We start from the raw sequence: 23,236 nt of genomic DNA, 5'->3' as shown, positions 1-23,236 counted from the left end.
GACACGACGGACGCCGCGCGACGGCGTCGCAGAATGAGGTGACGCGTGACCGAGGCGCACATCGAGGGTGAACTGCCCCCGCCGCTGCCCGAGGGCGGCCTGCGGATCATCCCGCTCGGCGGACTCGGCGCCATCGGCCGGAACATGACCGTCTTCGAGTACGACGGCAAGCTGCTCATCGTCGACTGCGGGGTGCTGTTCCCCGACGTCGAGCAGCCGGGCGTGGACCTGATCCTGCCCGACTTCGCTCCGATTCTGGACCGGCTGGCCGACGTGCAGGCGATCGTGCTCACGCACGGCCACGAGGACCACATCGGCGCGGTGCCGTACCTGCTCGCGCACAAGCCGGACATTCCGCTCGTCGGTTCCCAGTTCACGCTCGCGCTCGTCGAGGCGAAGCTGGCCGAGCGGCGGATCCAGCCGTACACGCTGACCGTGCGGGAGGGTGGCCGGGAACGGCTGGGCCCGTTCGAGTGCGAGTTCTTCGCGGTGAACCACTCGATCCCGGACGCGCTCGCGGTGGCCATCCGTACCCCGGCCGGCCTGGTGCTGCACACCGGCGACTTCAAGATGGACCAGCTTCCCCTGGACGGGCGGATCACCGACCTGGCCGGGTTCGCCCGGCTCGGCGCCGAGGGCGTCGACCTGCTGCTGTCCGACTCGACGAACGCGGAGATCCCCGGCTTCGTCACGCCGGAGCGGGAGATCGGCCCGGTCCTCGACTCGATCTTCGGAAAGGCCAAGGGGCGGATCATCGTCGCCTCGTTCGCCTCGCACGTGCACCGGGTGCAGCAGGTCTTCGACTCGGCATCCGAGCACGGCCGCAAGGTGGCGCTGATCGGCCGGTCCATGGTCCGCAACATGGGCATCGCCCGTGACCTGGGCCTGCTGAACATCCCGCCCGGCCTGGTGGTCGGGATCGAGGAGGCCACGAACCTGCCGCCCGAGCAGATCGTGCTGATGTCCACCGGTTCGCAGGGCGAGCCGATGAGCGCGCTGGGCCGGATGGCCAGCGGCGACCACCGGCACATCACCATCGCGCCCGGCGACACGGTGGTGCTGGCGTCCTCGCTGGTGCCCGGCAACGAGACCTCGGTCTACCGGGTGATCAACCGGCTGGCCCGGGCCGGCGCCGTGGTGGTCCACAAGGACGTCGCCAAGGTGCACGTCTCCGGCCACGCCCCGGCCGGCGAGCTGCTCTACCTGCTCAACGTCGTCCGCCCGAGCAACCTGATGCCGGTGCACGGCGAGTGGCGGCACCTGCGGGCGCACGCCCGGCTCGGCATCGAGTCCGGCGTCGCGCCGGACCGGGTCGTGCTCTGCGAGGACGGCGACGTGGTCGACCTGGTCGAGGGCCGCGCCAGCCTGGTCGGGCGGGTCAAGAGCCGGTACGTCTACGTCGACGGTCTCGCCGTCGGTGACGTGAGCGAGTCGCTGCTCACCGAGCGCCGGATCCTCGGCGACGGCGGGTTCATCGCCGCGACAGTGGTGGTCGACTCGGTCACCGGCAAGGTGGTCGCCGGGCCGACCGTCTCGGCCAAGGGCTTCTCCGAGGACCCGGAGGCGTTCAACCCGGTGGTCCCGCTGGTCACCGAGGCGCTGAACCGGGCCGCCGCGGACGGCATCACGGACCCGCACCAGCTCCAGCAGATCGTCCGCCGCACGGTGGGCCGCTGGGTCAACGACGCGTACCGCCGTCGGCCCATGATCGTCCCGACCGTCGTCGAGGTCTGACCCGACCGCGCCGCGCGCCGGTCCACCGTCCGCGGTGGGCCGGCGCCGTCGCTTTCCGGGTACGCCCCGACACGCCGCGTCGAAACCCTTCGCTCACCCTCATCCGATCGGCGTCCGTCTCCGTACCTCCCGACGGCCGGCGTGCCCCTGCGCCGGTCGGGAGGAGCGTGGCGGATGGACCGCAGACGGATGACAGCCATCGGCGTACTGGTGGCGGCGGCCGGGTTGACGGCGGCGGTGACCGTACCGTCGTTCGCCGGTGAGGAACCCCGGCGGGCCGCGCCGGCGGCCGACGGCGTCGCGCCGGAGGTCCTGGACGCGATGGGCCGCGACCTCTCGCTGACCCGCGACCAGGCGGTGAAGCGGTTGCGGACGGAGCGGTGGGCGGCCGGCACCGTCACCCGGCTGCGCGGCGAACTCGGCGCCGGCTACGGGGGCAGCTGGCTCAGCGCGGACGGCGCCACGCTCACCGTGGCGGTGGCCGACCCGGCCGGTGAGGCCCGGGTACGCGCGGCGGGCGCGGTCCCGAAGCGGGTCGCGCGGGGCGTCGCCGAGCTGGACGCGGTGAAGTCCCGGCTGGACGCGGCGGGCGCCGACGCCAGCCCGGACGTGGCCGGCTGGTACGTCGACGTGGCAGACAACGCGGTGGTCGTGATCGCGCGGCCGGGCGCGGAGGCCGACGGCCGCCGGTTCGCCGCCGCCGCCGGTTCGAAGGCCGCGACGGTCCGGGTGCGTACCGCCGACGAGGCCCCGCGTCCGCTGTTCGACGTGCGGGGAGGCGACGCCTACCTGATCAACAACGCCGGCCGCTGCTCGGTGGGCTTCTCCGTGGTCGGCGGGTTCGTCACCGCCGGGCACTGCGGCCGGCCGGGGGACCGCACCACCGGATCGAACCGGGTCGCCCAGGGCACGTTTGCCGCGTCCTCGTTCCCGGGTGACGACTGGGCGTTCGTGCGGGTGAACGCCGACTGGACGCCGCAGGGCGTGGTGACCGACTTCAACGACGGCGGCACGGTGGCGGTGAACGGCTCCACCGAGGCGCCGGTGGGCGCGTCGATCTGCCGGTCCGGCTCCACCACCGGCACCCGGTGCGGCCTGATCCAGGCGAAGAACGCCACAGTCAACTACCCGGAGGGCACGGTCACCGGGCTGACCCGTACGAACGTCTGCGCCGAGCCGGGCGACTCCGGCGGCGCGTGGCTCTCCGGCGACCAGGCGCAGGGCGTCACCTCGGGCGGCTCCGGCGACTGCACCCGGGGCGGCACCACGTTCTTCCAGCCGGTGAACGAGATCCTCGAGCGCAACAACCTGACGCTCGTCACCGCCGGCGACCAGCCCGCGCCCACGCAGCCGCCGACGGGCGGCGGCGAGACCACCCCGCCCGCGACCGCCGAGCCCACCCCGCCGGCCGGCGACACCGAGTGCACCGGGCAGGTGAGCCGGACCGGCCGGATCGCCGCCGGACGGACCCAGATCCAGCCGGACGGGCGCTTCTACCGGGTGCCCGACGGCACCCAGGAGGCGTGCCTGTCCGCGCCGGACGGCGCCCGGGTGGCGCTGGAGCTGCAACGCTTCACCGGCGGCGCGTTCCGCACCGTGGCCCGCGCGACCTCCATCGACGGCGCGGCCCGCCTGACCGCCGAGACGCCGGCCGGCGCCTACCGGTACCGCGTCGTCGGGTTGTCCGGCTCCGGCGAGTACACGCTGGCGTTCTCCGCCCGCTGACCGCCGCACCCAGACCGCGGCCCTCGACCACCACCGCCCGGTGGTCGGGGAACGCGCCGCGTCGGCGGCACGTTCCCTCGGCACGCCGGGGCGGCGGCTCAGGGCAGCGCGGCGACCGCCTCGGCGTACGCGGTACCGGTGCGGACCGCGGCGGCCACCAGCACCGCGAGCTGCGCCGGTGCCACCCCGCAGGACAGGTCGGTGGAGACGCCCGCGGCCAGCACCAGCGTCCCGTCGCCGGGCTCGTGCACGTACGCGGCGGGCAGCAGCCGGTCGTGGTTCCAGGCGTTGCAGAACGCGTACGCCTCGGCGCGCCGCCCGGCCGGCAGCCGCCGTTCCGCCACCACCCGGGCGTGCAGCACGTCGCCCTGCCGGCCGAGGATGCGGAACTGGATCGTGGCGTCGCCCCACCGCCCGGCGAGCGTGCCGTCCGGCTCCGTCGTGTACGGCTCGCCCCGGGCGTCGAGCGCGGCGGCGAGCAGCGCCGCGTCCAGTGGGGCCGGTTCCTCCGGTCCGGGCGGCCCGGGCTCGGCCGGGTCGGCGTCCGGCTCCTCGTCGAACTCGCTCTCGGCAGCGAGTGACACCGGCGCGGCGAGCGGCCGCTCGGCCAGCCAGGAGGCGATCCGGCCGGACTGGTGCCCGGTGCCGTTGCGGGCGTCGAAGCTGCCGGCGAGCGCCGTCGCCAGCGCCTGCAACTGCGTACCGAGCGTCGCCACGTCCACCTCGGCCGCCGGCCGGGCGCCGTGCCCGGGACGGTGGATCCGCCGCCCGCCCAGCCCGGCCTCGGTGGCCAGCCCGCACAGCAGCGCGCCCGCCGCGGCGAACTCCATCGCGGACAGGTCGTCGGCCGGGCGGTCCAGTTCGGGCAGTTGCTCGGTGAGGATCTCCAGCCCACGATGCAGGTAGCCGCCCAGCGCGCAGAAGCGCAGGTGCGCGGCGAGCAGCGGGAACGCGGTCTTCTCGCCGCGGTGCCGGCGGTACGCGTACACGTGCGCCCGGGCGGCCCGCGTCACCGCGCCGGTACGCAGCCACGGCAGCAGCCCCACGGCGAGCGCCCGTTCCGGCTGGTCGGTGCAGGCCGTCGTCCCGGCCGCCGCCTGCCGTTCGCCCCGCCGGGTCGGTGGCGCCTGCGGCTCGACCCAGCCGGCCAGCGCGGGCGCGAGCGCCGCCAGTGCCGCGTCCGGCTCGCCCCAGCCGGCCAGCAGGTCGGCCCGCCGCGCCGGGGCGCACCCGGTACACCCGCCGACCGGGTCGTTCGCGTCCGCCGCCGACCAGCGCTCGTACGCGCGCCGGGCCGCCGGTTCGTCGCCGAGGTGGTCGGCGAGCCGGCAGCGCAGCTCCGCCACCGGCGCCGCGTCCTCGCCCAGCTCACCGGCGAGCGTGTCCAACAGGGACCGCGCCTGATCAAGGCCCACCCGGGGCGTGCCGAACGACGCCTCCACCGCCTGCCGCTGGTGCCGGCGCAAGCGGGTCAACTCGTCGGGGCGAGCGTCCAGCAGCCCGGCGTTCCCGTCCAACGTGGCCCGCATCCGCCGGACCGGCTCCACCGCACGCCACCGCTCGCCCCGGTGCAGGTACGCCTCGACCAGTGCGAACCGCGCCGACAGGGCGGTACGCGGGTCGCCGGTGGCGTCCGCCCGCGACGCGATCCGCTCCAGCTCGGCGCAGCGCTCCGCGCCGTCGGGCCGGTCCCGGGCGTCGGCGAGCGCGGCGGCCAGCCCCCGGTCGCGTGCCGTGGTCACCGGAGCGTCCCGCCGGCCAGCTCGTCGACGGCGGCGGCGAGTTGGCACCCGGTGGTCACGCCACAGTCGACGAGCCGGTCGAGCTGGTGCGGCGTCACCCCGCGTTCCAGGTCGGTGGTGACCTCGCCACACACCTGGGCCGACCCGTCGTCGGCGACGTGCACGTACGCCTTCGGCCAGAGCCGGTCGTGGTTCCACATGTTGCAGAAGGCGTGCAGCTCGGGCACGCGCTCGATGCCGAAGTGGTGCGCGACGACGGTGCGCACCTGGAGCAGCTCACCGGCCGCGCCCCGGCGGTGGAACCAGATCAGGTTCCGCTCCCAGCGGCCGACCAGCGCGCCGTCGGGTTCCTTGACCACCGCGTACCCCCGGTGGCCGAGCACGGCGGCGATCAGCTCGCCGGTCAGCGGGCGCAGTTCCTGCGGGTGTCCGGCCAGCGGACCGTCCGGACCGTCCTCGATCTCCGGCGACGCCATCGGGCATCCCTTCTGAGGCGAATAACACAAACGACGGTCCGACCCGTGCTGCGACGCGCGGACACGACCCGGAAAAGCGGCGATCCACCGGGTGCCGCCGTTACCGTGACTCTATGGCGGGCCGTACCTCTCAGGCGAGCCGGCGGCGCGGCGCGTCGCCGCGTGGCACCACGAACAACCGCGCCCGGCAACCGGCGAAGAAGGCGGCGGCGCGGAAGCCGGCGCGGCGGCGACCGGCTCCCGGGCCGAGCCCGGCCGCGTTCGTCGGCCGGGCGGTCGGCGCTGTCTGGATGGGACTGGCGCACACGGTCGGCTGGACGTTCCGGGCGGCCGGGCGGCAGGCCGCGTCCACCCGGGAGCTGGATCCGGAGCACCGCCGCGACGGCGCCGGGCTGCTGCTGTTCGGCCTGGCCATCCTCAGTGCGGTGGGCATCTGGGGCGGCGGCGCCGGGCCGGTGGGCCGGCACCTGGCCGACACCGTACGGCTGTTCATCGGCGCCATCTCGATAATCCTTCCGGTGCTGTTCATGGTCGGCGCGTGGCGGCTGATGCGGACCCCGGCCGATCCCGAGCACCGCGGTCGCGGCCTGGTCGGCTGGGGCTCGATGATGCTGGCCACCGCCGCGATGCTGCACATCGGGCAGAACCCGGTCGACGAGGTCCAGCGTGACTTCGCCGGTGGCCTGATCGGCGCGGGCGTGGGTGACCTGCTGAAGTCGGCGGTGACCGCCTGGGTGGCCATGCCGCTGCTGCTCCTGCTGCTGGTGTTCGGCCTGCTCGTGGTCACCGCGACGCCGATCAACAAGATCCCGGAGCGGCTCGGCCTGCGCGCCGACCCGGCCGGGCCGGACGCCGACGAGGAGTTCGCCGAGGACGAGGCGCCGGCGAAGCCCGCCCGCAAGCGGCCGGCGAAGCGGATGCCGCCGCCGCTGGAGCCGCTGGACCCGGACGACGAGCTGGCCGGCGTCGATCTGCAGGAAACCCTGGTGCTGCCGCGCAAGCCGCCGAAGGTGCCGGCGAACCGCAAGCCGGTCGAGCCGCCGGAGCACTCGCCGCTGCCCACCCGCGCCGAGCAGCTCGCGCTGACCGGGCTGGCCGGCGACTACACGCTGCCGCCGGCGAACCTGCTCGGCAGCGGCGCCAAGCCGAAGAGCCGCAGCAAGGCCAACGACGAGGTGATCGCCGCGCTCACCGGCGTCTTCGAGCAGTTCGACGTGGACGCCGCCGTCACCGGCTTCACCCGCGGCCCGACAGTCACCCGGTACGAGGTGGAGCTGGGCCCGGGCGTCAAGGTCGAGCGGATCACCCAGCTGTCCCGCAACATCGCGTACGCGGTGAAGTCGCCGGACGTCCGCATCCTCAGCCCGATCCCGGGCAAGAGCGCTGTGGGTGTGGAGATCCCGAACACCGACCCGGAGAACGTGTCGCTCGGCGACGTGCTGCGCTCCCGCGAGGCGACCAGCGACCACCACCCGATGGTGGTGGCGCTCGGCAAGGACATCGAGGGCGGCTACGTGGTCGCGAACCTCGCGAAGATGCCGCACATCCTGATCGCGGGCGCCACCGGCGCGGGCAAGTCCTCCTGCCTCAACTCGCTGCTGGTTTCCATCCTGACCAGGGCCACGCCGGACGAGGTGCGGCTGCTGCTGATCGACCCGAAGCGCGTCGAGATGACCGGCTACGAGGGCATCCCGCACCTGGTCACACCGATCGTGACCAACCCGAAGAAGGCGGCCGACTCGCTGGAGTGGGTCGTCCGCGAGATGGACATGCGCTACGACGACCTCGCCGCCAACGGGGTCCGGCACATCGACGACTTCAACCGCAAGGTGCGCAACGGCGAGATCAAGGCGCCGCCGGGCAGCGAGCGGGAGATGCGGCCGTACCCGTACCTGCTGGTGATCGTTGACGAGCTGGCCGACCTGATGATGGTCGCGCCGCGCGACGTGGAGGACTCCATCGTCCGGATCACCCAGCTCGCCCGGGCCGCCGGCATCCACCTGGTGCTCGCCACCCAGCGGCCCTCGGTGGACGTGGTCACCGGCCTGATCAAGGCGAACGTGCCGTCCCGGCTCGCGTTCGCCACCTCCTCGCTCGCCGACTCCCGGGTCATCCTGGACCAGCCGGGCGCGGAGAAGCTGCTCGGCCGCGGCGACGGCCTGTTCCTGCCGATGGGCGCGTCGAAGCCGCAGCGCATCCAGGGCGCCTGGGTCACCGAGCGCGAGATCGCCGACGTGGTGAAGTTCTGCAAGGACCAGCGCGAGCCGGAGTTCCGTCCGGACGTGCTCGCCCCGGCGCAGGACAGCAAGAAGAAGATCGACGAGGACATCGGCGACGACCTGGACCTGCTCGTGCAGGCGGTCGAGCTGGTGGTCACCTCGCAGTTCGGGTCGACCTCGATGCTGCAGCGCAAGCTGCGGGTCGGCTTCGCCAAGGCGGGCCGCCTGATGGACCTGATGGAGACCCGGGGCGTGGTCGGCCCGTCCGAGGGCTCGAAGGCCCGCGACGTGCTGGTCAAGCCGGACGAGCTGGAGGAGGTCCTGGCCGGCCTGCGCGGCGGCGAGGACTGACGGCCCCGCAACGGACGACGGCGGCCCCCACCGTCAGGTGGGAGCCGCCGTCGGCGGTCCGGGTCAGTTGAGCAGGGCGGCGACGAGCACGGCGCCGATGATCGCGCCGACCACGCTCGCGGCGGCGGCGTACCAGCCCAGCGGCTTGTCACCGAGGACGGCGCCGACGATGCCGAGGATCAGGCCGAGGACGCCGAAGATCAGCGGGGACAGGAAGATCGCGAGAGCCGCGAAGACGAACGCGACGATCGTGCAGATCCGGGCGGCGTTGCTGCGCGGACGGGCGCTGGCGTGCATGTCGGCCATGGGGTCCTCCGTGATGATCGCTCTGTCGGTCAACGGGAGACCGGGTACCCCGGGCGGCGCATCGTCCAAACCGGATGCGGGCGATCAGGCGAACAGCTTCAGTCCGATCACACCGGCCACCACCAGCAGCAGGCAGGCCACGCGCGGCAGATTGACCGGTTCGCCCAGCGCGAGCATCCCGACCAGCGCGGTACCCACCGCGCCGATGCCGACCCACACCGCGTAACCGGTGCCGACCGGGATGTCGCGCAGCGCGTACGCCAGGCCGGCCATGCTGGCCACCAGGGTGACGGCGAAGACGGCGGAGGGGAGCGGACGGGTGAAGCCGGCGCTGCGGTCCAGCGCGATCGCCCACGCGGTCTCCAGGAGTCCGGAGATCACCAGCACGATCCAGGCCATGGGACATCACCTCTGACGGGCGGGCCCGGCGCGGAGCGGGCCGGGCGGCGGTTGGGTCACGCGGGGCGTCTTGGCCTGACCGGGTACGCCCACCACTCGTCCGGGACGGCCCGCGGGCCGTCGTGGCCGACGGTAGCACCGGGCGGGGCGGACCGTCGGCGAGGTGAGAAAGCCCACCTCGGGTGGAGTTGACGTCAACTTCAGGTTGCACGATGGAAGGCATGACCCTGCTCTTCTCCGACGACGACGTCGCGGCCGCCGTGGACGCCCCGCTCACCGTCGCTGCCATGCGCGACGCGCTGCTGGCCGCGTACGCGGGGCGGCTCATCGCCCCGCCCCGGGCTTCCGCGCCGCTGGACGGGGGCCGGATGGTGCTCACCGCCGGGCACCTCACCGGGCAGTGGTACGGCTTCCGCTCGTACGACACGTTCGGCCACCCGGAGAGCGGTCAACTGGTCGTGCTGCACGACGCGAACACCGGCGCGGTACGCGCCATCGCCGTGGGCGAGGAACTCGGCTCCCGGCGTACCGGAGGACTCGGTGGCGTGGCGGTCGACGCGCTGGCCCGCGCGGACGCCGCCACGGTCGGCGTGGTGGGGTCCGGCCGGCAGGCGTGGACCCAGGTCTGGGCCGCCGCGGCGGTCCGCCCGCTGCGCGAGGTGACCGTGTACAGCCGCTCGCCGGCCCGGCGGGAGGCGTTCGCCGCGCGGGTCCGCGCCGAGCTGGACGTGCCGGCCCGCGCCGTCGGCTCGGCCGCCGCCGCGGTACGCGACCGCGACGTCGTGGTGCTCGCCACCACCAGCACCACCCCGGTGCTCGACGCCGCCGATCTTGCCCCCGGCACCCACGTCAACACGGTCGGCTTCAAGCAGGTCGACCGGCACGAGTTCGGCCCCGACCTGCTCGACGCCGCCGATCTGATGGTCACCGACTCACCCGGGCAGGCCACCGCGTACGTCCCGCCGATGCTGGCCGCCGTCGAGCCGTACGCCGGGCGGTTGCGCGACCTGGGCGCGGTGCTGGCCGGCGCGGTCCCCGGCCGGACCACCGCGGACCAGATCTCGGTCTTCTGCTCCACCGGCCTGGCCGGCACGGAGGTGCTCCTCCTCGACCGGCTGGCCCGGGTGGGCGTTCCCGCCCGCTGAACCGGCCGGACGGGTGCGCGGCGCTCCGGAACCGGCCCGGTACCCTCGGATGGTGTCTGCCTCCTCCTCCACCCCGCGATCCGACGGGCGCCGCGTCGCCCTGCTGACCCTCGGCTGCGCCCGTAACGAGGTCGACTCGGAGGAACTGGCCGCCCGGCTGCACGCCGACGGATGGCAGGTCACCACCGACGGCGAGGGCGCCGACGTGGTGGTGGTGAACACCTGTGGGTTCGTCGAGAAGGCCAAGCAGGACTCGATCCAGACGCTGCTCGCCGCCGCCGACACCGGCGCGAAGGTCGTCGCCGCCGGGTGCATGGCCGAGCGGTACGGCCGTGAGCTGGCCGACAGTCTCCCCGAGGCGCAGGCGGTGCTGAGCTTCGACGACTACCCGGACATCGCCGCCCGCCTCGACTCGGTGCTGGCCGGCGAGGCGATCGGCGCGCACACCCCCCGCGACCGGCGGGAGCTGCTGCCGCTGACCCCGGTGAAGCGCCGCGACGCGGCGGTGTCGCTGCCTGGCCACGGCACCCCGGCCCGGGTCGCACCGGAGACCGACGCGCACACCCCGGCCCACCTGCGGCAGGTGCTGCGGCACCGGCTCGACACCGGCCCGGTGGCGTCACTCAAGCTCGCCAGCGGCTGCGACCGGCGGTGCGCGTTCTGCGCCATCCCGGCCTTCCGTGGGGCGTTCGTCTCGCGTACCCCGGACGAGCTGCTCGCCGAGGCCGAGTGGCTGGCCAAGACCGGCGTCCGGGAGCTGGTGCTGGTCAGCGAGAACTCCACCTCGTACGGCAAGGACCTGGGCGACCCGCGCGCGCTGGAGAAGCTGCTGCCGCAGCTCGCCGCGATCGACGGGATCGTGCGGGTCCGCGCCAGCTACCTCCAGCCCGCCGAGACCCGGCCCGGCCTGGTTGAGGTGATCGCCACCACGCCGGGCGTGGCCGCGTACTTCGACCTGTCGTTCCAGCACTCCAGCGAGCCGGTGCTGCGCCGGATGCGCCGCTTCGGCTCCACCGACCGGTTCCTGGAGCTGCTCGCCTCCGCCCGCGCGCTGGCGCCGGAGGCGGGCGCGCGCAGCAACTTCATCGTCGGATTCCCCGGCGAGACGAAGCAGGACGTGGCCGAGCTGGTCCGGTTCCTGACCGAGGCGCGGCTGGACGCGATCGGCATGTTCGACTACAGCGACGAGGACGGCACCGAGGCCGCCGGCCTGACCGGCAAGGTCTCCGCCGCCACGATCAAGCGGCGGTACGACAAGCTCAGCGCGCTGGCCGACGAACTCTGCTCGCAGCGCGCCGAGGAGCGCCTCGGCGCGACGGTGGAGGTGCTCGTGGACTCGACCGCCGACGGCGTGGTGGAGGGGCGGGCCGCCCATCAGGCGCCCGAGGTCGACGGCTCGACCACCCTCGTCGCGCCCGTCGGCGGCGGGGTCGATCTGGCCGCGCTGCGCCCCGGTGACCTGGTCCGGGCCACGGTGACGGCGACCGAGGGCGTGGACCTGGTCGCCGTACCGGATGAGATGATCTCGGCGGCGCCCGGCGCGGTACGGTGACGGCGGGCCCTGATGGAGCGGGGAAGCCACGTGGGGCGATGCGGGACATGACGGGAGCGGAGTCGACGGCCGCTGCCCCCGTACCCCTGCTCAACGCGGCGAACGTGCTCACCGGCGCGCGCCTGATGCTGGTGCCGGTCTTCGCGGCCACCGTGATCGCCTCCGGCATGAGCCACGCGGGCTGGCAGATGGCGGCCTGCCTGATCTTCGCGGTGGCCTCCGCGACCGACCTGGTCGACGGCTGGATCGCCCGCCGGTACGAACTGGTCACCTCGCTGGGCAAGGTCGCCGACCCGATCGCCGACAAGGCGCTCACCGGCGCCGCCCTGGTGCTGCTCTCCGTCTACGACCGGCTGCCCTGGTGGGTGACGGTGGTCATCCTGGCCCGTGAGCTGGGCATCACCGCGCTGCGCTTCTGGGTGATCCGGCACGGCGTGATCGCGGCCAGCCGGGGCGGCAAGGTCAAGACGGCGCTGCAGATCCTGGCGATCACCTGGTACCTCTGGCCGATGCCGGCGGCGCTCGCCGCGATCGGGCCGTGGATCATGGGGGCGGCCGTGGTGGTCACCGTGGTCACCGGGTTCGACTACATCGCCCAGGCGTTGCGGCTGCGGCGCCCGGCCCGTTGAGCCGGTCGGCGGATCCGGCGATCCGGGCGGCCGACGAGTAAGCCGGCGTGGTGCGGGAAATGGGGGCGGGCATGGACACCGACGCGAGAAACCAGCGGCCCGCCGGCAGCCCGGCGGCTGCCGTGGTGCACCGCCTGCACGAGTGCGGCGAGACGCTGGCCACCGTCGAGTCGCTGACCGGCGGACTGCTCGCCGCCGCGATCGTGGAGATCGCCGGGGTCAGCTCCATCTACCGGGGCGGCATGGTGGTCTACGCCACCGAACTCAAGGCGACGCTCGCCGGCGTACCGGAGGATCTGCTGGCCGACCGCGGCCCGGTCGACCCGGACGTGGCGGCGGCGCTGGCCGAGGGCGGACGGGAGCGCTGCGGCGCCGACTGGGGCCTCGCCACCACCGGCGTGGCCGGGCCGGAGCCGCAGGACGACAAGCCGGTCGGCCTGGTCTACGTGGCGGTCGCCGGACCGGACGGCACGCAGGTACGCCGGCTCGACCTCGGCGGCGGACGCGACCACATCCGCGCGGCCGCGGTGATCGAGGCGCTGCGCCTGCTCGCCGACCGCATCCAGCTCCCCGAGGACGCCGACGCCGCCGAGGCGGCCGGGACCGGCCGCCGGTGAGCCGGTCCGGCGTCGACACGCCCGGCGGACGGTCGCTCCGTCCGGATTTTCGAAAGGCGGGGTGGGATGTCGTCGTGGCGGCCAACGGGTACGGTTGCGGGAAGGCTCCGGCGGTCGCCGTCGGCGCCGGGAGCGGTCCACCGCGTCCGGCGCGACGCGAAATCGGCCGGGGATGGTGTTCCCGTTCAGGGGGAGGTGCGATGGTCCTGCTACGCCGGGTGATCGGTGACGCGCTGCGAGCACGCAGGCAAGGGCAGCACCGCACCCTCCGCGAGGTCTCCTCCGCCGCCAACGTCAGCCTGGGCTACCTCTCCGAGATCGAACGCGGCCAGAAGGAACCCTCGAGCGAACTGCTGGCAGCGATCTGCGACGCGCTCGGCGCCCGCCTGTCCGAGCTGCTCCGCGAGGTGAGCGACACCGTCGCCCTGGCCGAGCAGATGCCCGGCGTGCTGGTTCCGGTGGCCGACGAGCGGGTCGAGCCGGCCGCGGTGGCCCCCGCCGCCGTGCGCAAGGCCACCAACCGCGGTGTCCGGCAGGTCACCTCCGACGGCGGTGTCGCCGTCCAGGTCCGGCAGGACTCGCCGCTCAAGGCCACGCTGCGCAGCACCCGGGTACGCCCCGCCGAGCGGGACGTGGTCTGCGCCGCCTGACCCGGCCCGTCGCGGCGTGGGCGGTGCTGGCGTTCGCGTCGTACTGTTGATCAGGAGCGTACGGGTGCCGGAGTGGCGTCCGGCTGGGACGATGTAGACGCGACGCTACTGAGGGGACGAGGCGGAGATGGCGAACCCGTTCGTCAAGGGTTGGAAGTACCTGATGGCGCTCTTCGGGGCGAAGATCGACGAGCACGCCGATCCGAAGGTGCAGATCCAGCAGGCCGTCGAGGAGGCACAGCGCCAGCACCAGGCGTTGGTGCAGCAGGCGGCCGCGGTGATCGGCAATCAGCGCCAGCTGGAGATGAAGCTGTCCCGGCAGATGACCGAGGTGGAACAGCTCCAGGGCAACGCGCGGCAGGCGCTCGCGGTGGCCGACCAGGCCCGGGGCAAGGGCGACGAGGCCGAGGCCGGGCGCTACGAGCAGACCGCCCAGATGCTGGCCACCCAGCTGGTCTCCGCCGAGCAGGCGCTGGAAGACCTCAAGACACTGCACGACCAGGCGCTCGGCGCGGCCGCACAGGCCCGCAAGGCGGTCGAGAACAACTCGATGATCCTCCAGCAGAAGCTGGCCGAGCGCACCAAGCTGCTCAGCCAGCTGGAGCAGGCCAAGATGCAGGAGAGCGTGGCCCGCTCGCTGGAGTCGATGTCGTCGCTCACCGCGCCCGCCAACACCCCCTCGCTGGACGAGGTACGCGACCGGATCGAACGCCGCTACGCCACCGCCATGGGCCGGGCCGAGCTGGCCGGCAACTCGGTCGAGGGCCGGATGCTGGAGATCCAGAAGGCCACGCTCGACTCGGCCGGATCGGCGAGACTGGAACAGATCCGGTCGAGCATGGCCGGCGAGCAGCTCGGCAGCCGGTCCGAGACCCCCGCCGTGGGGCAGCCGGCCGACCCGGCCGCCGCCGCCCGGCTCGACGAGATCCGGGCCAGCATGAGCCGGGAGCGCGGCACCGGGGAGACCACTACCGGCTGACGGAGGGGCGGACACGATGGCGGACGAACGGGCCCGGCACTTCCGGAGGCTGCGCAGGCTGCGTAACTCGGCGCGGCGCTGGAGCGTCCTGGCCGGAGGGCTCGGCGGCGCCGCCGCGGTGCTCACCCCGTACGCCGGACTGGGTCTGGCGGACGCGGCCTGGGCCGGCGCCGCGGGCAGCGCGATCGCGGTGGCCGCCTGGCGCTGGGTCGACCACCGGGCGCTGGCCGCCGTGCCGCCACCGCCCGCGCTGGACCCGGCCGAGGCCGCCGCCCGCTCCCGCGCCCGGCTGGTCGCCGCCGTCGAGCGGCTGCCCGTCGGGCCGGGCGTCGTGGCCGAGGTACGCCGGGTCCGCTCCCGCCTCGCGCTGCGCGGCACCGCCGCGGCCGAGCCGTGGGCCCGGCTGGACCGGGCCGCGCTCACCCTGGCCGGGCTGGCCGGACGGTTGACCGGGCTGGCCGAGCCGGCGGTCCGGGAGGCGGCCGAGGCCGACCGGTCCCTGCGGGAGCTGGCGACCCGGGTGGCGAGCGTGGAACGTGCGGCGAAGCTGACCCCGCAGAGCACCCTGAACGAGGTGCACGCGACGCTGGTGGCGCAGTTGGAGGACGGGGTGGCCGCGTACGAGCGGCTGGTGGTGGCCGCCGCCGGCTACGTGGCCGAGGACGCCCGCCCCAACACCGAGCACCCGTCCGCCGCGCGCCTGACCGAGGCCACCGACCTGCTGCACGGCGTGGCCTCCGCCCTGGCCGAACTCCGCACCCCCCTCCGCGCCCCCTGACAGTCCCCTCGGCGGCTCCCCGCCCGCCGGCCGTTTCCCGTTGATCAAGGAGTTAGTGTCCTCTCGCCGGCCAAATCCGGACACAAACCCCTTGATCACCGCCCCGGGGCGCCCCGGACCGGCCCCTGACACGCACGATCATGAGGTTGACGGCATTTTGGATCTCCATTTCTGCCGCCAACCTCATGATCAACGGGGTTCCCCGCACGGGGCGGTGGCGCTGGCGCCCGGCGTCCTGCCCTCGCGCGCCCCTGGGCCCCGCACCCGCGCGGTCTCTCCGCTATCTGCGCCCTGTGCGCTCTCTGCCGCGCCAGGGCGAGGGCCAGGGCCCGGGCGAGGGCCGGCGGCCCTTGCCCCGGTGGTCATGAAGTTGGCGGGGGTGTTGATCTTCGAATCTGCCGTCAACTTCATGATCGACCCGGACGAGGGCGGTCAGGTGGGGGTGGTTTTTTGGGCTGGGGGAGTCCAGGGGGAGGTGCCCACGACGTTTGTGGCTCTGACCCGGTAGTGGTAGGTCACACCGCGAGCCAGGCCCGTGTTGGTGAAGCCGCGGCCGGTCACGTGGAACGTCGCCGGCTCGCGGGTGAAGGCGGCGTCGGTGGCGCGCTGCACGACGAACCCGGCACCCGGCCCGGCCGGGGTCGGCGCCGACCAGCTCACCGTCACGGTGGCGGTGTCCGGCCCGGACACGCCGGCGGTGACGCTCAATCCGGTCGGTGCGACCGGGCGGGCCGGGGTGGTCACGGTGGCCACAGTCGACCAGGGTGAGGCGGCGCCCAGGTACGTCGTGCGTACCCGGTAGTAGTACGTGGTGTCCGGCGCGACCGCCGGGTCCACGTGGGACTCGCCCACGGCGATGGCCGTGGTGCCCGGCCCGCTGGTGAACGTCGGGTTGGTGGCCCGCTGCACGTCCACTCCGGTGGCGAAGGAGTGGTTGGCCCAGCGCAGCGCCACCCGCAGCGGCCCGGTCGGCGGCAGCACCGCTGTCACCCGGGTCGGCGCGGCCAGGTGCACCGCCGCCGGTACGGCGTTGGACCAGGACGAGCAGCTCACCGCGTTCTCGGCGCGGATCCGGTAGTGGTAGGTGACGCCGGGGGTGACAGTGGCGTCGGTGTACCGGGTGGCGGTGGCGGCCACCGTGATCTCGGTCAGCCCGTTGGTGAAGGTGCTGTCGGTGGCGCGTTGCAGCCGGTGGCTGGTGGGTACGGGCCGGCTGCCGTTGCCGGTCCAGGTCAGCGCGATGGCGGGGAGCGCGGTGGCGCTGCCGGGCGCCGGGGTGGCGGTGAGCCCGGTCGGCGCCTTGGGTGCCACGCGCACCACCAGCGGGCGGCTCATGCCCTGGTCGCGCAGTCCGGCCGAGCGGGTCTGCCAGCGGTACTCCCAGCCGAGGTTGACCAGCTGGTTCACCACGACCGCGGGGCGGCCGTCGACGGGGCTGACCGGGCCGGCGTCCAGGCGCGCGCCGGCCGGGCGGGTCGGGTCGAGCAGCCGTACGCTGTCGCCGATCTTGAACGGCAGGGCGGGCGGTACGGGACGCAGCGCCACCACGACGTCCTCCCGGGGGTTGACCCGGACGGTGTCCTTCCAGCCCAACTCGCCCGGGTCCGGCGGGCGGACCGTGCCGTCCCAGCCGACCCGGTTGACCAGCTGCACGTCGCAGCCCTCGATGTGCACCGGGTGGGTACGGGGGGCGTCGCCGACGATCCGCCAGAGCTGCGTGCCGTCGCCGGGGGCGCCGACCGCCACGGCCGGGTCGGTGGCGTGCAGCACCTCGGTGGCCGGGTCGGCCGGCCCCAGCGGCAGCGTGGCCGGGGTGAGCGGCGCGCTGACCGGGTGGCCGACGCCGAGCCGTCCCACCGCGCGGCCGTGCCGCGGCTCGAACACCTGCCCGACGGACTTGACCGCCAGCGGCAAGGTGACCGGGGCGGTCGCGCCCGCCGGGGTGAACGTGACCGAGGTGGCCCGCGCGGGAACGAGCGTCGGGCGCGGGGTGGAGGTGCCGATCGCGGCGTCGTACGCCGGGTGCGGCACGATCGGCGGCGGCTGGCTGCGGGCGTACGCCCCGGGTAGCCGCTCGGCGAGCCGCCGCGTGTCGTACGGCTGGGCCGGGGTGCCGGTCACCCGGATCTGGAGCAGCGTGCGCGTGTTCGGGCCGTACCCGGGGCGGGTCGGCGGCAGGCCACCGGCGGCGGTCCGGTCGGGCGCGCCGGTGTGGTGGTCGTGGCGCGGATCGAACCGGGGCAGCGGCGCGGGGCAGTCGTTGTAGAGGATGAGCGTGCTGCCCGGCGGCACCGTGGAGAAGTCCACCACCACGTCGGCCCGTTCGCCGGGGGCGAGCAGCAGCGCGTGCCCGTCGACGTTGAGCACGGTCGGGTCCTGCCTGTCGTACCGGTAGTCGACCGGCCGGTTCGTCAGCACCACGGGGGCGGGGAGCAGGCCGCCCTCGTTGCCGATCTGGATCATCTCGGGCCCGGCGGCGGCCGGGTCGGGTACGCCGCCGTCGCGTCCGTCCGCCGGCCAGTACGCGGGCCGTCCCGGCGCGCGGACCGCCTCGACCATCGGCACCTCACCGGCGTCCGGGTCGGCGGGACTGCCGTCCTCGGCCCACATCGGCGCGTCCGAGGCGGCCCGGTAGAGCTGGAGGTTGAGCGCCCGGTCCGCGCAGGCGTTGAGGATGCGGAACCGGTACGCCCGCGGCGCGACCTCGAGGTACGGGTAGGCCACGCCGTTGACGAGCGGGGTGTCGCCGTACGCGTCGGGGACCGCCGACGGGTGCGGCACGCCCGGCACCAGCGGCGGCTCGTCCGGGTCGGTGTCGGGGTCGTGGTGCGGGTTCGGCACCGGGGCGACCCACGGGCTGGCGCCGCCGTCCGGGTCGTGGGTCCACGGCCCGTAGTCCCAGCGACCGGTCGGGTTGGTGCCGGTGAGCCGGTACGGGTTCTGCCGGGGCTGGTAGACGTGCGGGTGCCAGAGGCTGCCCTTGGCGCCCCAGCGGTCCCGGTCCCAGGTGGGGTCCTGGGCGGCGAGCTGCGCGTCGTCGGGCACGAACGTCTTGTCCTCGATCACCAGCGGGAACTGGTCGGCGGGCAGCACGCCGTCGTCGACGAGCCGTTCCTCGGCCGGGTCGGTGAGCAGGTAGAGCGCGATCTGGCCGGAGTAGACGGTGAGCCGGGACAGGCCGAGCGTGTTGTCGTGCAGCCACATGAGGCGGCCGCTCTGGTCGTTCGGGAAGTACAGCGTGGTGGCGCCCGCGCCGGGCGGCGGCATGTCCGGTACCGGCGTCACACAGGCACCCGCCGGGTACGGCGTGATCTCCCCGGCCGGGGTGATCCACTGCCACGGGTTGCCGGCGCTGATCCACCCGGTCTGCGCGCCGGACAGGTGCGGCACGGCCCGGTTCTGCGGGTACGGCGCGGGGCCGTCGAGCGGCCCGGCACCCGCGCCGTCGACCGTCTCGTCGACAGGTAGGAACAGCTCGCCCGCTCGCCCGGTGGGGAGCTGGTTGATGAACTTGATCCGGACCGGGCGGCCCCGCCGGGCCACGATCATCGGGCCGAGGTGCCAGGGGCGGTCGGGTGGGCTGACCGTGTTGTGGCCGGAGGCGTCGGTGCCCAGGTTGAGCTGCCGGTAGCCGCGTAGCCGGGTGGCGGGCAGGTCGCGGTGCAGGCGCTGCGCGTACTCCTGGAGGCCGATCTCGTAGTAGTCGCAGCCCGGCCAGGTGATGGTGTCCGGGACGGCGACCGGCAGGCGGGCGCCGAGCCCGGCGGTGGCCGGCTGCCCGGGCAGCGGCAGCGGGTCGACGAACTTGCGGATGCCGGTGCCGGGTACCGGGTGGCCGTCCGGGTCGAGCGTGGGCAGCGGGCTGGCGGCGGTGTTCGGCACCGGGCCGAACAGGCGCGGGACGGCGGTCGGGTCCAGGCTCGCAGGCGCCGGACCTTGCTCGTCGTCGCCGTCCCGGGCGGCCGGAACGGCGGGCGCGACGGAACCGGCCGGCGTCGGGTCGCCGGTGGGCGCGGTCTCGACGGTGACGACTGCGGCGCGGTCCGGGCGTCCGGGCCGGCTGCGGCGGAACAGCACCATGGCTCTCCCCGGGGTCGGGGCGCGCCGGCCGACACCCCGGCGTGGCGGGCGTACGCGCTGCTGACGATCCGTGAGCGGTCCACCGCAGCATGCGACGTCACAGGGGTGAGGCGGAAGTACCCAATCGTCCCTATCTCGGCCGATCTTGGGCGTTTCGTGGAAGTTCCACGCCGGGCTGGCAGGCGGGGCACCAGTAGGTGACCCGTTCACCCAGTTCCTCCTTGCGGATGGCGGTCCCGCAGCGGCGGCACGGCTGGGCCCGGCGGCCGTAGACGTAGCTCGTCCCGCCCCGGTGCAGCACCCCCGTGGTGCTCTGCGTCCAGCGGCCCCGGTTGGCCGCGAGCAGCCGCTGGGCCAGCGCGACGGTGCCGGGTAGGTCCGGCACCGCACCGACCGGCGTCCACGGCGACACGCCGCGCAGGAACAGCACCTCGCACTTGTAGAGGTTGCCCACCCCGGCCAGGTTGCGCTGGTCGAGCAACGCCTCGCCGATCGTGCGCTCCGGGTCGGCGGCGAGCCGGCGGACCGCCTCGTCCGCGTCCCAGTCCGGGCCGAGCAGGTCCGGGCCGAGGTGGCCGACGAGCGAATCCTCCTCGGCGGTCGGCACCAGCGCCAGCTCGTGCAGGTGGTAGCCGACAGCGACCGCGGCAGGGGAGCGCAGCACCACCCGGATCAGGTGCGCCGGCCGTCCGCTCCAGCGCTCACCCGGGGCGTACGCCCGCCAGGCGCCGTCCATCCGCAGGTGCGAGTGCAGCGTCCACCGGCTGGCGTCGGTGCCGGTCAGGCGCAGCAGCAGGTGCTTGCCGCGGCTCGCCGACTCGCGCACGGTCCAGCCGGTCAGGTCGGTGGTGGCGAGCTGCGGCACGCGGAAGTCGGACCCGGTGAGCCGGGCCCCGGCCAGCGCGCGTTGCAGGACGCGCGCGGTGTTCCAGACGGTGTCGCCTTCGGGCACCCGGCCATTGTCCCCCGGCCGAGCAGAATTCGCATGTGTCGCTATTTGTACTGAGGTTCCACTTGATCTGCGGAAACGCCACGATCAGGGGGTTCTGAGGAGATGCCAATGGCACATACACGACGTCGTACCGTCGTCGCCCTGACCGCCCTGCTCACCGTGGCCGCCGGACTGCCCGGCACGCCCGCGCCGGCCGCGCCCCCACCCGCCGTGCCGTCCCGCGCCACCGCGCCCGGCCCCGAACGCTGGTCCGTCGACCTCGCCGTCGCCGGCGGCGACGACGTCAACGTCGCCTGGCGGTCCGGCCGCCTGCGCCTGGCCGACCCCCGTCCCACCGCCCGCACCCGCCCGGCCGCCGTCGGCGGACCGGTCGCCGAGGGCATCCTGCTCTCCGCGCCGCGCACCCTCGACCGACCCGCGACCCGGGTACGCGCACAGTTCGCCGCTCGCACCGGCGACGGGGGTACGGCGGTGGCCCAGGTACGCGGCTGGCGTGGCCGCGGCTGGACCGAGTGGCGTGACGCCACCGAGGCGGTCTTCGACGCACCGGTCAGCCGGGTGCAGGCACGCGTCGTGCTGACCACCAGCGACGCCGCCTCGGAGGCCACCGTCACCGGCCTGACCCTGGCCGCCGACCGGGTCGCCACCACGGCGGTCCAGCCGGCCGCCGCCCTCACGTACCGGGTGTACGCGACCCGGATCGGCCTGGTCGGCGGCACCACCGCCAACGGGCACACGGTGCGTACCCGGGACCACTTCGCGGCGCTGCCCACCCGGCGCGGCCTGTCGCCGCGCAACACCGGCGACTACACGGTCAAGGTCTGCACGACGAGCGGCAGCCGCTGCGAGTACGCCCCGGTCTGGGACGTCGGCCCGTGGAACACCCGCGACGACTGGTGGAACCCGGCGTCGGTCAGGGAGAACTGGAAGGACCTGCCGCGCGGCTTGCCGGAGGCGCAGGCGGCGTACCAGAACGGCTACAACGGCGGGCGCGACCAGTTCGGCCGTACCGTGCGCAACCCGGCCGGGCTGGACCTGGCCGACGGGACGTTCTGGGACGGGCTGCGGCTCACCGACAACGCGTGGGTGGACGTGACACTGTTGTGGACCGGTGGCGGGGCGCGGGCCGTGGTCGGCTCCGGGCCGTTGAACCTGCGCGCCGGGGCGGGCACCTCGTACGCGAGCCGGGGGCTGGCCGCCACGTACGCCCACGTGCCGGTGCAGTGCTACGTGACCGGGCAGCGGATCGCCGGCACGTACCGCACCACGACGAGGTGGTACCGCCTGGTCGGCGGCAACTACGTCAGCCACGCGTACCTGTCGTCGATCTACGGCGGCACCGTCCCCCGCTGCTGACCCCTCGCCCTCCCGCGCCGACCCCCGACCCTGCCCCCGTTGATCTTGCAGTTTCGGCCCTTCCCGTGAGGCATTTATCCCTTGTGTCGGGGCAGAAACTGCAAGATCGCGGGGGCGGGGCGGGGCGGGGCGGGGCGGGGGTGGGGTGGGGGTTAGGGGGTGGTGAGGGTGATTAGGGTGCCTGGGGTGGTGCGTAGGGTGTCGGCTGCTCGGCCGGTGTTCACCGCCACGGCGACCAGGCCGGCCGAGTCGACGTAGACCACCAGGGTGCCGGGTTCGGCGTCGCCGAACGTGCGGCCGTGGACCGCTTCGTGCCCGTTCACCAGGACCCGGGACGGCAGGCCGTCGAGCAGCGCGCCCGGCGCGGCGAGCTGGACGTTGCCGAAGTGGTCGACGGTCAGCACCTCGGCGGTGAGGCCGCCGGGCTCGGCGCGTACCACCGGCTCCGGCAGCCGGACCAGCATGCCCGGGTCCACCGCCGGTCCCGCCTCGGCCAGTGGTGCGCCGAGTGCCAGCCGGGCGGCCACCGGCGCGAACACGTCCCGCCCGTGGAACGTGCGGGAGACGACCGGGCCGAGCCAGTCCGGGTTGGTCAGCTCCACCGCGTCGGTCACCCCGCCGAGCGCCTCAGCGGCCGGGATCAGCAGCCCGTTGTCCGGCCCCACGAGCAGTCCGCCGGGCGCGGCGAGCGCGATCCCGCGCCGCGTCGTGCCGACACCCGGGTCGACCACCGCCACGTGCACGCCCCACGGCAGGCACGGCACTGTCTGCGCGAGCACCGCCGCGCCCCGGTGGACGTCGGCCGGTGGGATCAGGTGCGTCACGTCGATCACCCGGACGGCCGGGGCGAGCCGGGCCAGCACTCCGTGGCACGCCGCCACGAACCCGTCGGAGAGCCCGTAGTCGGTGGTCAGCGAGACACAGGGCGGACCGCCGGCCGCCGGCCGCGTGCCGTCCGGTGTCGTGCGGCCCCGGTCGGCGGCGGCCTGGGCGCGTTCGTCCGGGCCGCTCATCGCTGGTCCGCCACCCTCAGGTGCCGGGCCAGGCGCAGCTCGTCGTGCAGCGGGATCCCGTCCGCACCGACCTGCGGGATGGTCGGCTTGACCGCGCGGGCCCGGTCCACGGCGCCCGCGTCCACCGCGACGATGCGCAGCCCTCGGCGCTGGTAGAAGCGCAGCGCACCCAGGTTGTCGTTGGTGGTGACCAGCCAGATCCGGTCCGCCCCGGCCGCCCGGGCCGCCTCGTCGGCGGCGGCCAGCAGGGCGGTGCCCGCGCCGTTGCCCGGTGCCGACGCGGCCAGGCTCACCACCTCCAGCCCGTCGGCGTCGACCCGGTACCCCAGCGCCCCGGCGAACCCGCCGCTGTCGTCGACCGCCACCAGCGCGGGCAGGTCACGCAGGTCGTAGCGGGTGTCGTGGACCACCACGATCGGGCCGCCCCACTCCCGTTCGTGCAGCGCCGTCAGCGCGTCGCGGTCGTCGTCGCGCGCCTGCCGTACCCGGATCGAGGCCACCGGCACACCCTACGTTCCCGCTCCCCGGCACTC

Annotated in this window: 19 protein-coding genes and 1 riboswitch; of the genes, 11 read left to right on the top strand and 8 right to left on the bottom strand. The window is 74.6% G+C overall.

From position 1 onward, the window contains the following. Positions 1-45 precede the first annotated feature (45 nt). A complete protein-coding gene (locus O7607_RS05085) occupies positions 46-1,734 on the top strand; it encodes a ribonuclease J (protein WP_269701327.1) in 1,689 nt (562 codons plus the stop codon). 174 nt (positions 1,735-1,908) lie between these two features. Further along, entirely contained in the window at positions 1,909-3,459 is a 1,551-nt protein-coding gene (locus tag O7607_RS05080) for a S1 family peptidase (RefSeq protein ID WP_269701326.1), read from the top strand. A 98-nt stretch (positions 3,460-3,557) separates the two neighbouring features. On the opposite strand, the gene O7607_RS05075 is transcribed toward O7607_RS05080, so the two are convergent. After that, entirely contained in the window at positions 3,558-5,201 is a 1,644-nt protein-coding gene (locus O7607_RS05075) for a YbjN domain-containing protein (protein ID WP_269701324.1), read from the bottom strand. After that, positions 5,198-5,677, bottom strand: coding sequence for a YbjN domain-containing protein (locus O7607_RS05070; RefSeq protein ID WP_269701322.1), 480 nt, complete (start codon positions 5,675-5,677; stop codon positions 5,198-5,200). The genes O7607_RS05075 and O7607_RS05070 overlap by 4 nt, the downstream gene beginning before the upstream one ends. A gap of 113 nt (positions 5,678-5,790) precedes the next feature. On the opposite strand from O7607_RS05070, the gene O7607_RS05065 reads away from it, so the two are divergent. Further along, positions 5,791-8,247: an FtsK/SpoIIIE family DNA translocase gene (locus O7607_RS05065; protein WP_269701320.1), complete on the top strand. Its 2,457-nt coding sequence runs from the start codon at positions 5,791-5,793 to the stop codon at positions 8,245-8,247. 63 nt (positions 8,248-8,310) lie between these two features. Here O7607_RS05065 and O7607_RS05060 read toward each other — a convergent pair whose 3' ends face one another. Together O7607_RS05060 and O7607_RS05055 are read right to left on the bottom strand one after the other, a co-directional pair. Beyond that, positions 8,311-8,553: a hypothetical protein gene (locus O7607_RS05060; protein WP_013474454.1), complete on the bottom strand. Its 243-nt coding sequence runs from the start codon at positions 8,551-8,553 to the stop codon at positions 8,311-8,313. An 84-nt stretch (positions 8,554-8,637) separates the two neighbouring features. Next, positions 8,638-8,952: a DMT family transporter gene (locus O7607_RS05055; RefSeq protein ID WP_091419776.1), complete on the bottom strand. Its 315-nt coding sequence runs from the start codon at positions 8,950-8,952 to the stop codon at positions 8,638-8,640. 59 nt (positions 8,953-9,011) lie between these two features. After that, a riboswitch (guanidine-III (ykkC-III) riboswitch) is annotated at positions 9,012-9,077 on the bottom strand. Positions 9,078-9,173: 96 nt separating this feature from the next. Here O7607_RS05055 and O7607_RS05050 point away from each other — a divergent pair. The 7 genes from O7607_RS05050 (at position 9,174) to pspM (ending at position 15,302) form a co-directional block, all read left to right on the top strand. Continuing rightward, positions 9,174-10,097 (top strand): ornithine cyclodeaminase family protein, encoded by a 924-nt coding sequence (locus O7607_RS05050; RefSeq protein ID WP_269701318.1) that lies wholly within the window; start codon positions 9,174-9,176, stop codon positions 10,095-10,097. Between the two features lie 49 nt (positions 10,098-10,146). After that, positions 10,147-11,649, top strand: a complete 1,503-nt coding sequence (rimO, locus tag O7607_RS05045; RefSeq protein WP_269701316.1) for a 30S ribosomal protein S12 methylthiotransferase RimO — start codon at positions 10,147-10,149, stop codon at positions 11,647-11,649. 47 nt (positions 11,650-11,696) lie between these two features. Next, a complete protein-coding gene (gene pgsA / locus O7607_RS05040; RefSeq protein ID WP_269701314.1) occupies positions 11,697-12,278 on the top strand; it encodes a CDP-diacylglycerol--glycerol-3-phosphate 3-phosphatidyltransferase in 582 nt (193 codons plus the stop codon). A 71-nt stretch (positions 12,279-12,349) separates the two neighbouring features. Then, positions 12,350-12,895 carry a CinA family protein gene (locus O7607_RS05035; RefSeq protein ID WP_269701312.1) on the top strand — a complete coding sequence of 182 codons (546 nt, stop codon included), beginning with the start codon at positions 12,350-12,352 and terminating at the stop codon, positions 12,893-12,895. Positions 12,896-13,095: 200 nt separating this feature from the next. Continuing rightward, positions 13,096-13,545, top strand: coding sequence for a helix-turn-helix domain-containing protein (locus O7607_RS05030; RefSeq protein ID WP_269701311.1), 450 nt, complete (start codon positions 13,096-13,098; stop codon positions 13,543-13,545). A gap of 127 nt (positions 13,546-13,672) precedes the next feature. Then, positions 13,673-14,524, top strand: a complete 852-nt coding sequence (locus O7607_RS05025) for a PspA/IM30 family protein (protein WP_269701309.1) — start codon at positions 13,673-13,675, stop codon at positions 14,522-14,524. 16 nt (positions 14,525-14,540) lie between these two features. Then, a complete protein-coding gene (gene pspM, locus O7607_RS05020; protein ID WP_269701308.1) occupies positions 14,541-15,302 on the top strand; it encodes a phage shock envelope stress response protein PspM in 762 nt (253 codons plus the stop codon). Between the two features lie 432 nt (positions 15,303-15,734). Here pspM and O7607_RS05015 read toward each other — a convergent pair whose 3' ends face one another. Beyond that, positions 15,735-19,382 (bottom strand): fibronectin type III domain-containing protein, encoded by a 3,648-nt coding sequence (locus tag O7607_RS05015; RefSeq protein WP_269701307.1) that lies wholly within the window; start codon positions 19,380-19,382, stop codon positions 15,735-15,737. Positions 19,383-19,512: 130 nt separating this feature from the next. After that, positions 19,513-20,334, bottom strand: a complete 822-nt coding sequence (locus O7607_RS05010; protein ID WP_269701306.1) for a DNA-formamidopyrimidine glycosylase family protein — start codon at positions 20,332-20,334, stop codon at positions 19,513-19,515. A gap of 108 nt (positions 20,335-20,442) precedes the next feature. Between O7607_RS05010 and O7607_RS05005 the strand changes: the two genes are divergently transcribed. Next, positions 20,443-21,690: a hypothetical protein gene (locus O7607_RS05005; protein ID WP_269701304.1), complete on the top strand. Its 1,248-nt coding sequence runs from the start codon at positions 20,443-20,445 to the stop codon at positions 21,688-21,690. Between the two features lie 152 nt (positions 21,691-21,842). On the opposite strand, the gene O7607_RS05000 is transcribed toward O7607_RS05005, so the two are convergent. Continuing rightward, on the bottom strand, positions 21,843-22,703 hold the full coding sequence (locus O7607_RS05000; protein WP_269701303.1) for an SAM hydrolase/SAM-dependent halogenase family protein: 861 nt from the start codon (positions 22,701-22,703) through the stop codon (positions 21,843-21,845). Further along, a complete protein-coding gene (locus O7607_RS04995) occupies positions 22,700-23,203 on the bottom strand; it encodes a GNAT family N-acetyltransferase (RefSeq protein ID WP_269701302.1) in 504 nt (167 codons plus the stop codon). The genes O7607_RS05000 and O7607_RS04995 overlap by 4 nt, the downstream gene beginning before the upstream one ends. Positions 23,204-23,236: the final 33 nt, after the last annotated feature.

It is taken from the genome of Micromonospora sp. WMMA1949 (genome assembly GCF_027460145.1).
Lineage (GTDB): Bacteria > Actinomycetota > Actinomycetes > Mycobacteriales > Micromonosporaceae > Micromonospora.
The sequence above is the reverse complement of the archived record's forward strand: the minus strand, read 5'-3'. Positions and strand labels throughout refer to the sequence as shown.

What these genes read in the sequence shown, in the direction of transcription:
- O7607_RS05070 (WP_269701322.1), bottom strand. Translation starts at nt 5,677, where the DNA reads ATGGCGTCGCCGGAGATCGAGGACGGTCCGGACGGTCCGCTGGCCGGA.
- O7607_RS05060 (WP_013474454.1), bottom strand. Translation starts at nt 8,553, where the DNA reads ATGGCCGACATGCACGCCAGCGCCCGTCCGCGCAGCAACGCCGCCCGG.
- O7607_RS05030 (WP_269701311.1), top strand. Translation starts at nt 13,096, where the DNA reads ATGGTCCTGCTACGCCGGGTGATCGGTGACGCGCTGCGAGCACGCAGG.
- O7607_RS05035 (WP_269701312.1), top strand. Translation starts at nt 12,350, where the DNA reads ATGGACACCGACGCGAGAAACCAGCGGCCCGCCGGCAGCCCGGCGGCT.
- O7607_RS05050 (WP_269701318.1), top strand. Translation starts at nt 9,174, where the DNA reads ATGACCCTGCTCTTCTCCGACGACGACGTCGCGGCCGCCGTGGACGCC.
- O7607_RS05000 (WP_269701303.1), bottom strand. Translation starts at nt 22,703, where the DNA reads ATGAGCGGCCCGGACGAACGCGCCCAGGCCGCCGCCGACCGGGGCCGC.
- O7607_RS05055 (WP_091419776.1), bottom strand. Translation starts at nt 8,952, where the DNA reads ATGGCCTGGATCGTGCTGGTGATCTCCGGACTCCTGGAGACCGCGTGG.
- O7607_RS05005 (WP_269701304.1), top strand. Translation starts at nt 20,443, where the DNA reads ATGGCACATACACGACGTCGTACCGTCGTCGCCCTGACCGCCCTGCTC.
- pgsA (WP_269701314.1), top strand. Translation starts at nt 11,697, where the DNA reads ATGACGGGAGCGGAGTCGACGGCCGCTGCCCCCGTACCCCTGCTCAAC.
- O7607_RS05015 (WP_269701307.1), bottom strand. Translation starts at nt 19,382, where the DNA reads ATGGTGCTGTTCCGCCGCAGCCGGCCCGGACGCCCGGACCGCGCCGCA.
- rimO (WP_269701316.1), top strand. Translation starts at nt 10,147, where the DNA reads ATGGTGTCTGCCTCCTCCTCCACCCCGCGATCCGACGGGCGCCGCGTC.
- O7607_RS05065 (WP_269701320.1), top strand. Translation starts at nt 5,791, where the DNA reads ATGGCGGGCCGTACCTCTCAGGCGAGCCGGCGGCGCGGCGCGTCGCCG.
- O7607_RS05025 (WP_269701309.1), top strand. Translation starts at nt 13,673, where the DNA reads ATGGCGAACCCGTTCGTCAAGGGTTGGAAGTACCTGATGGCGCTCTTC.
- O7607_RS05080 (WP_269701326.1), top strand. Translation starts at nt 1,909, where the DNA reads ATGGACCGCAGACGGATGACAGCCATCGGCGTACTGGTGGCGGCGGCC.
- pspM (WP_269701308.1), top strand. Translation starts at nt 14,541, where the DNA reads ATGGCGGACGAACGGGCCCGGCACTTCCGGAGGCTGCGCAGGCTGCGT.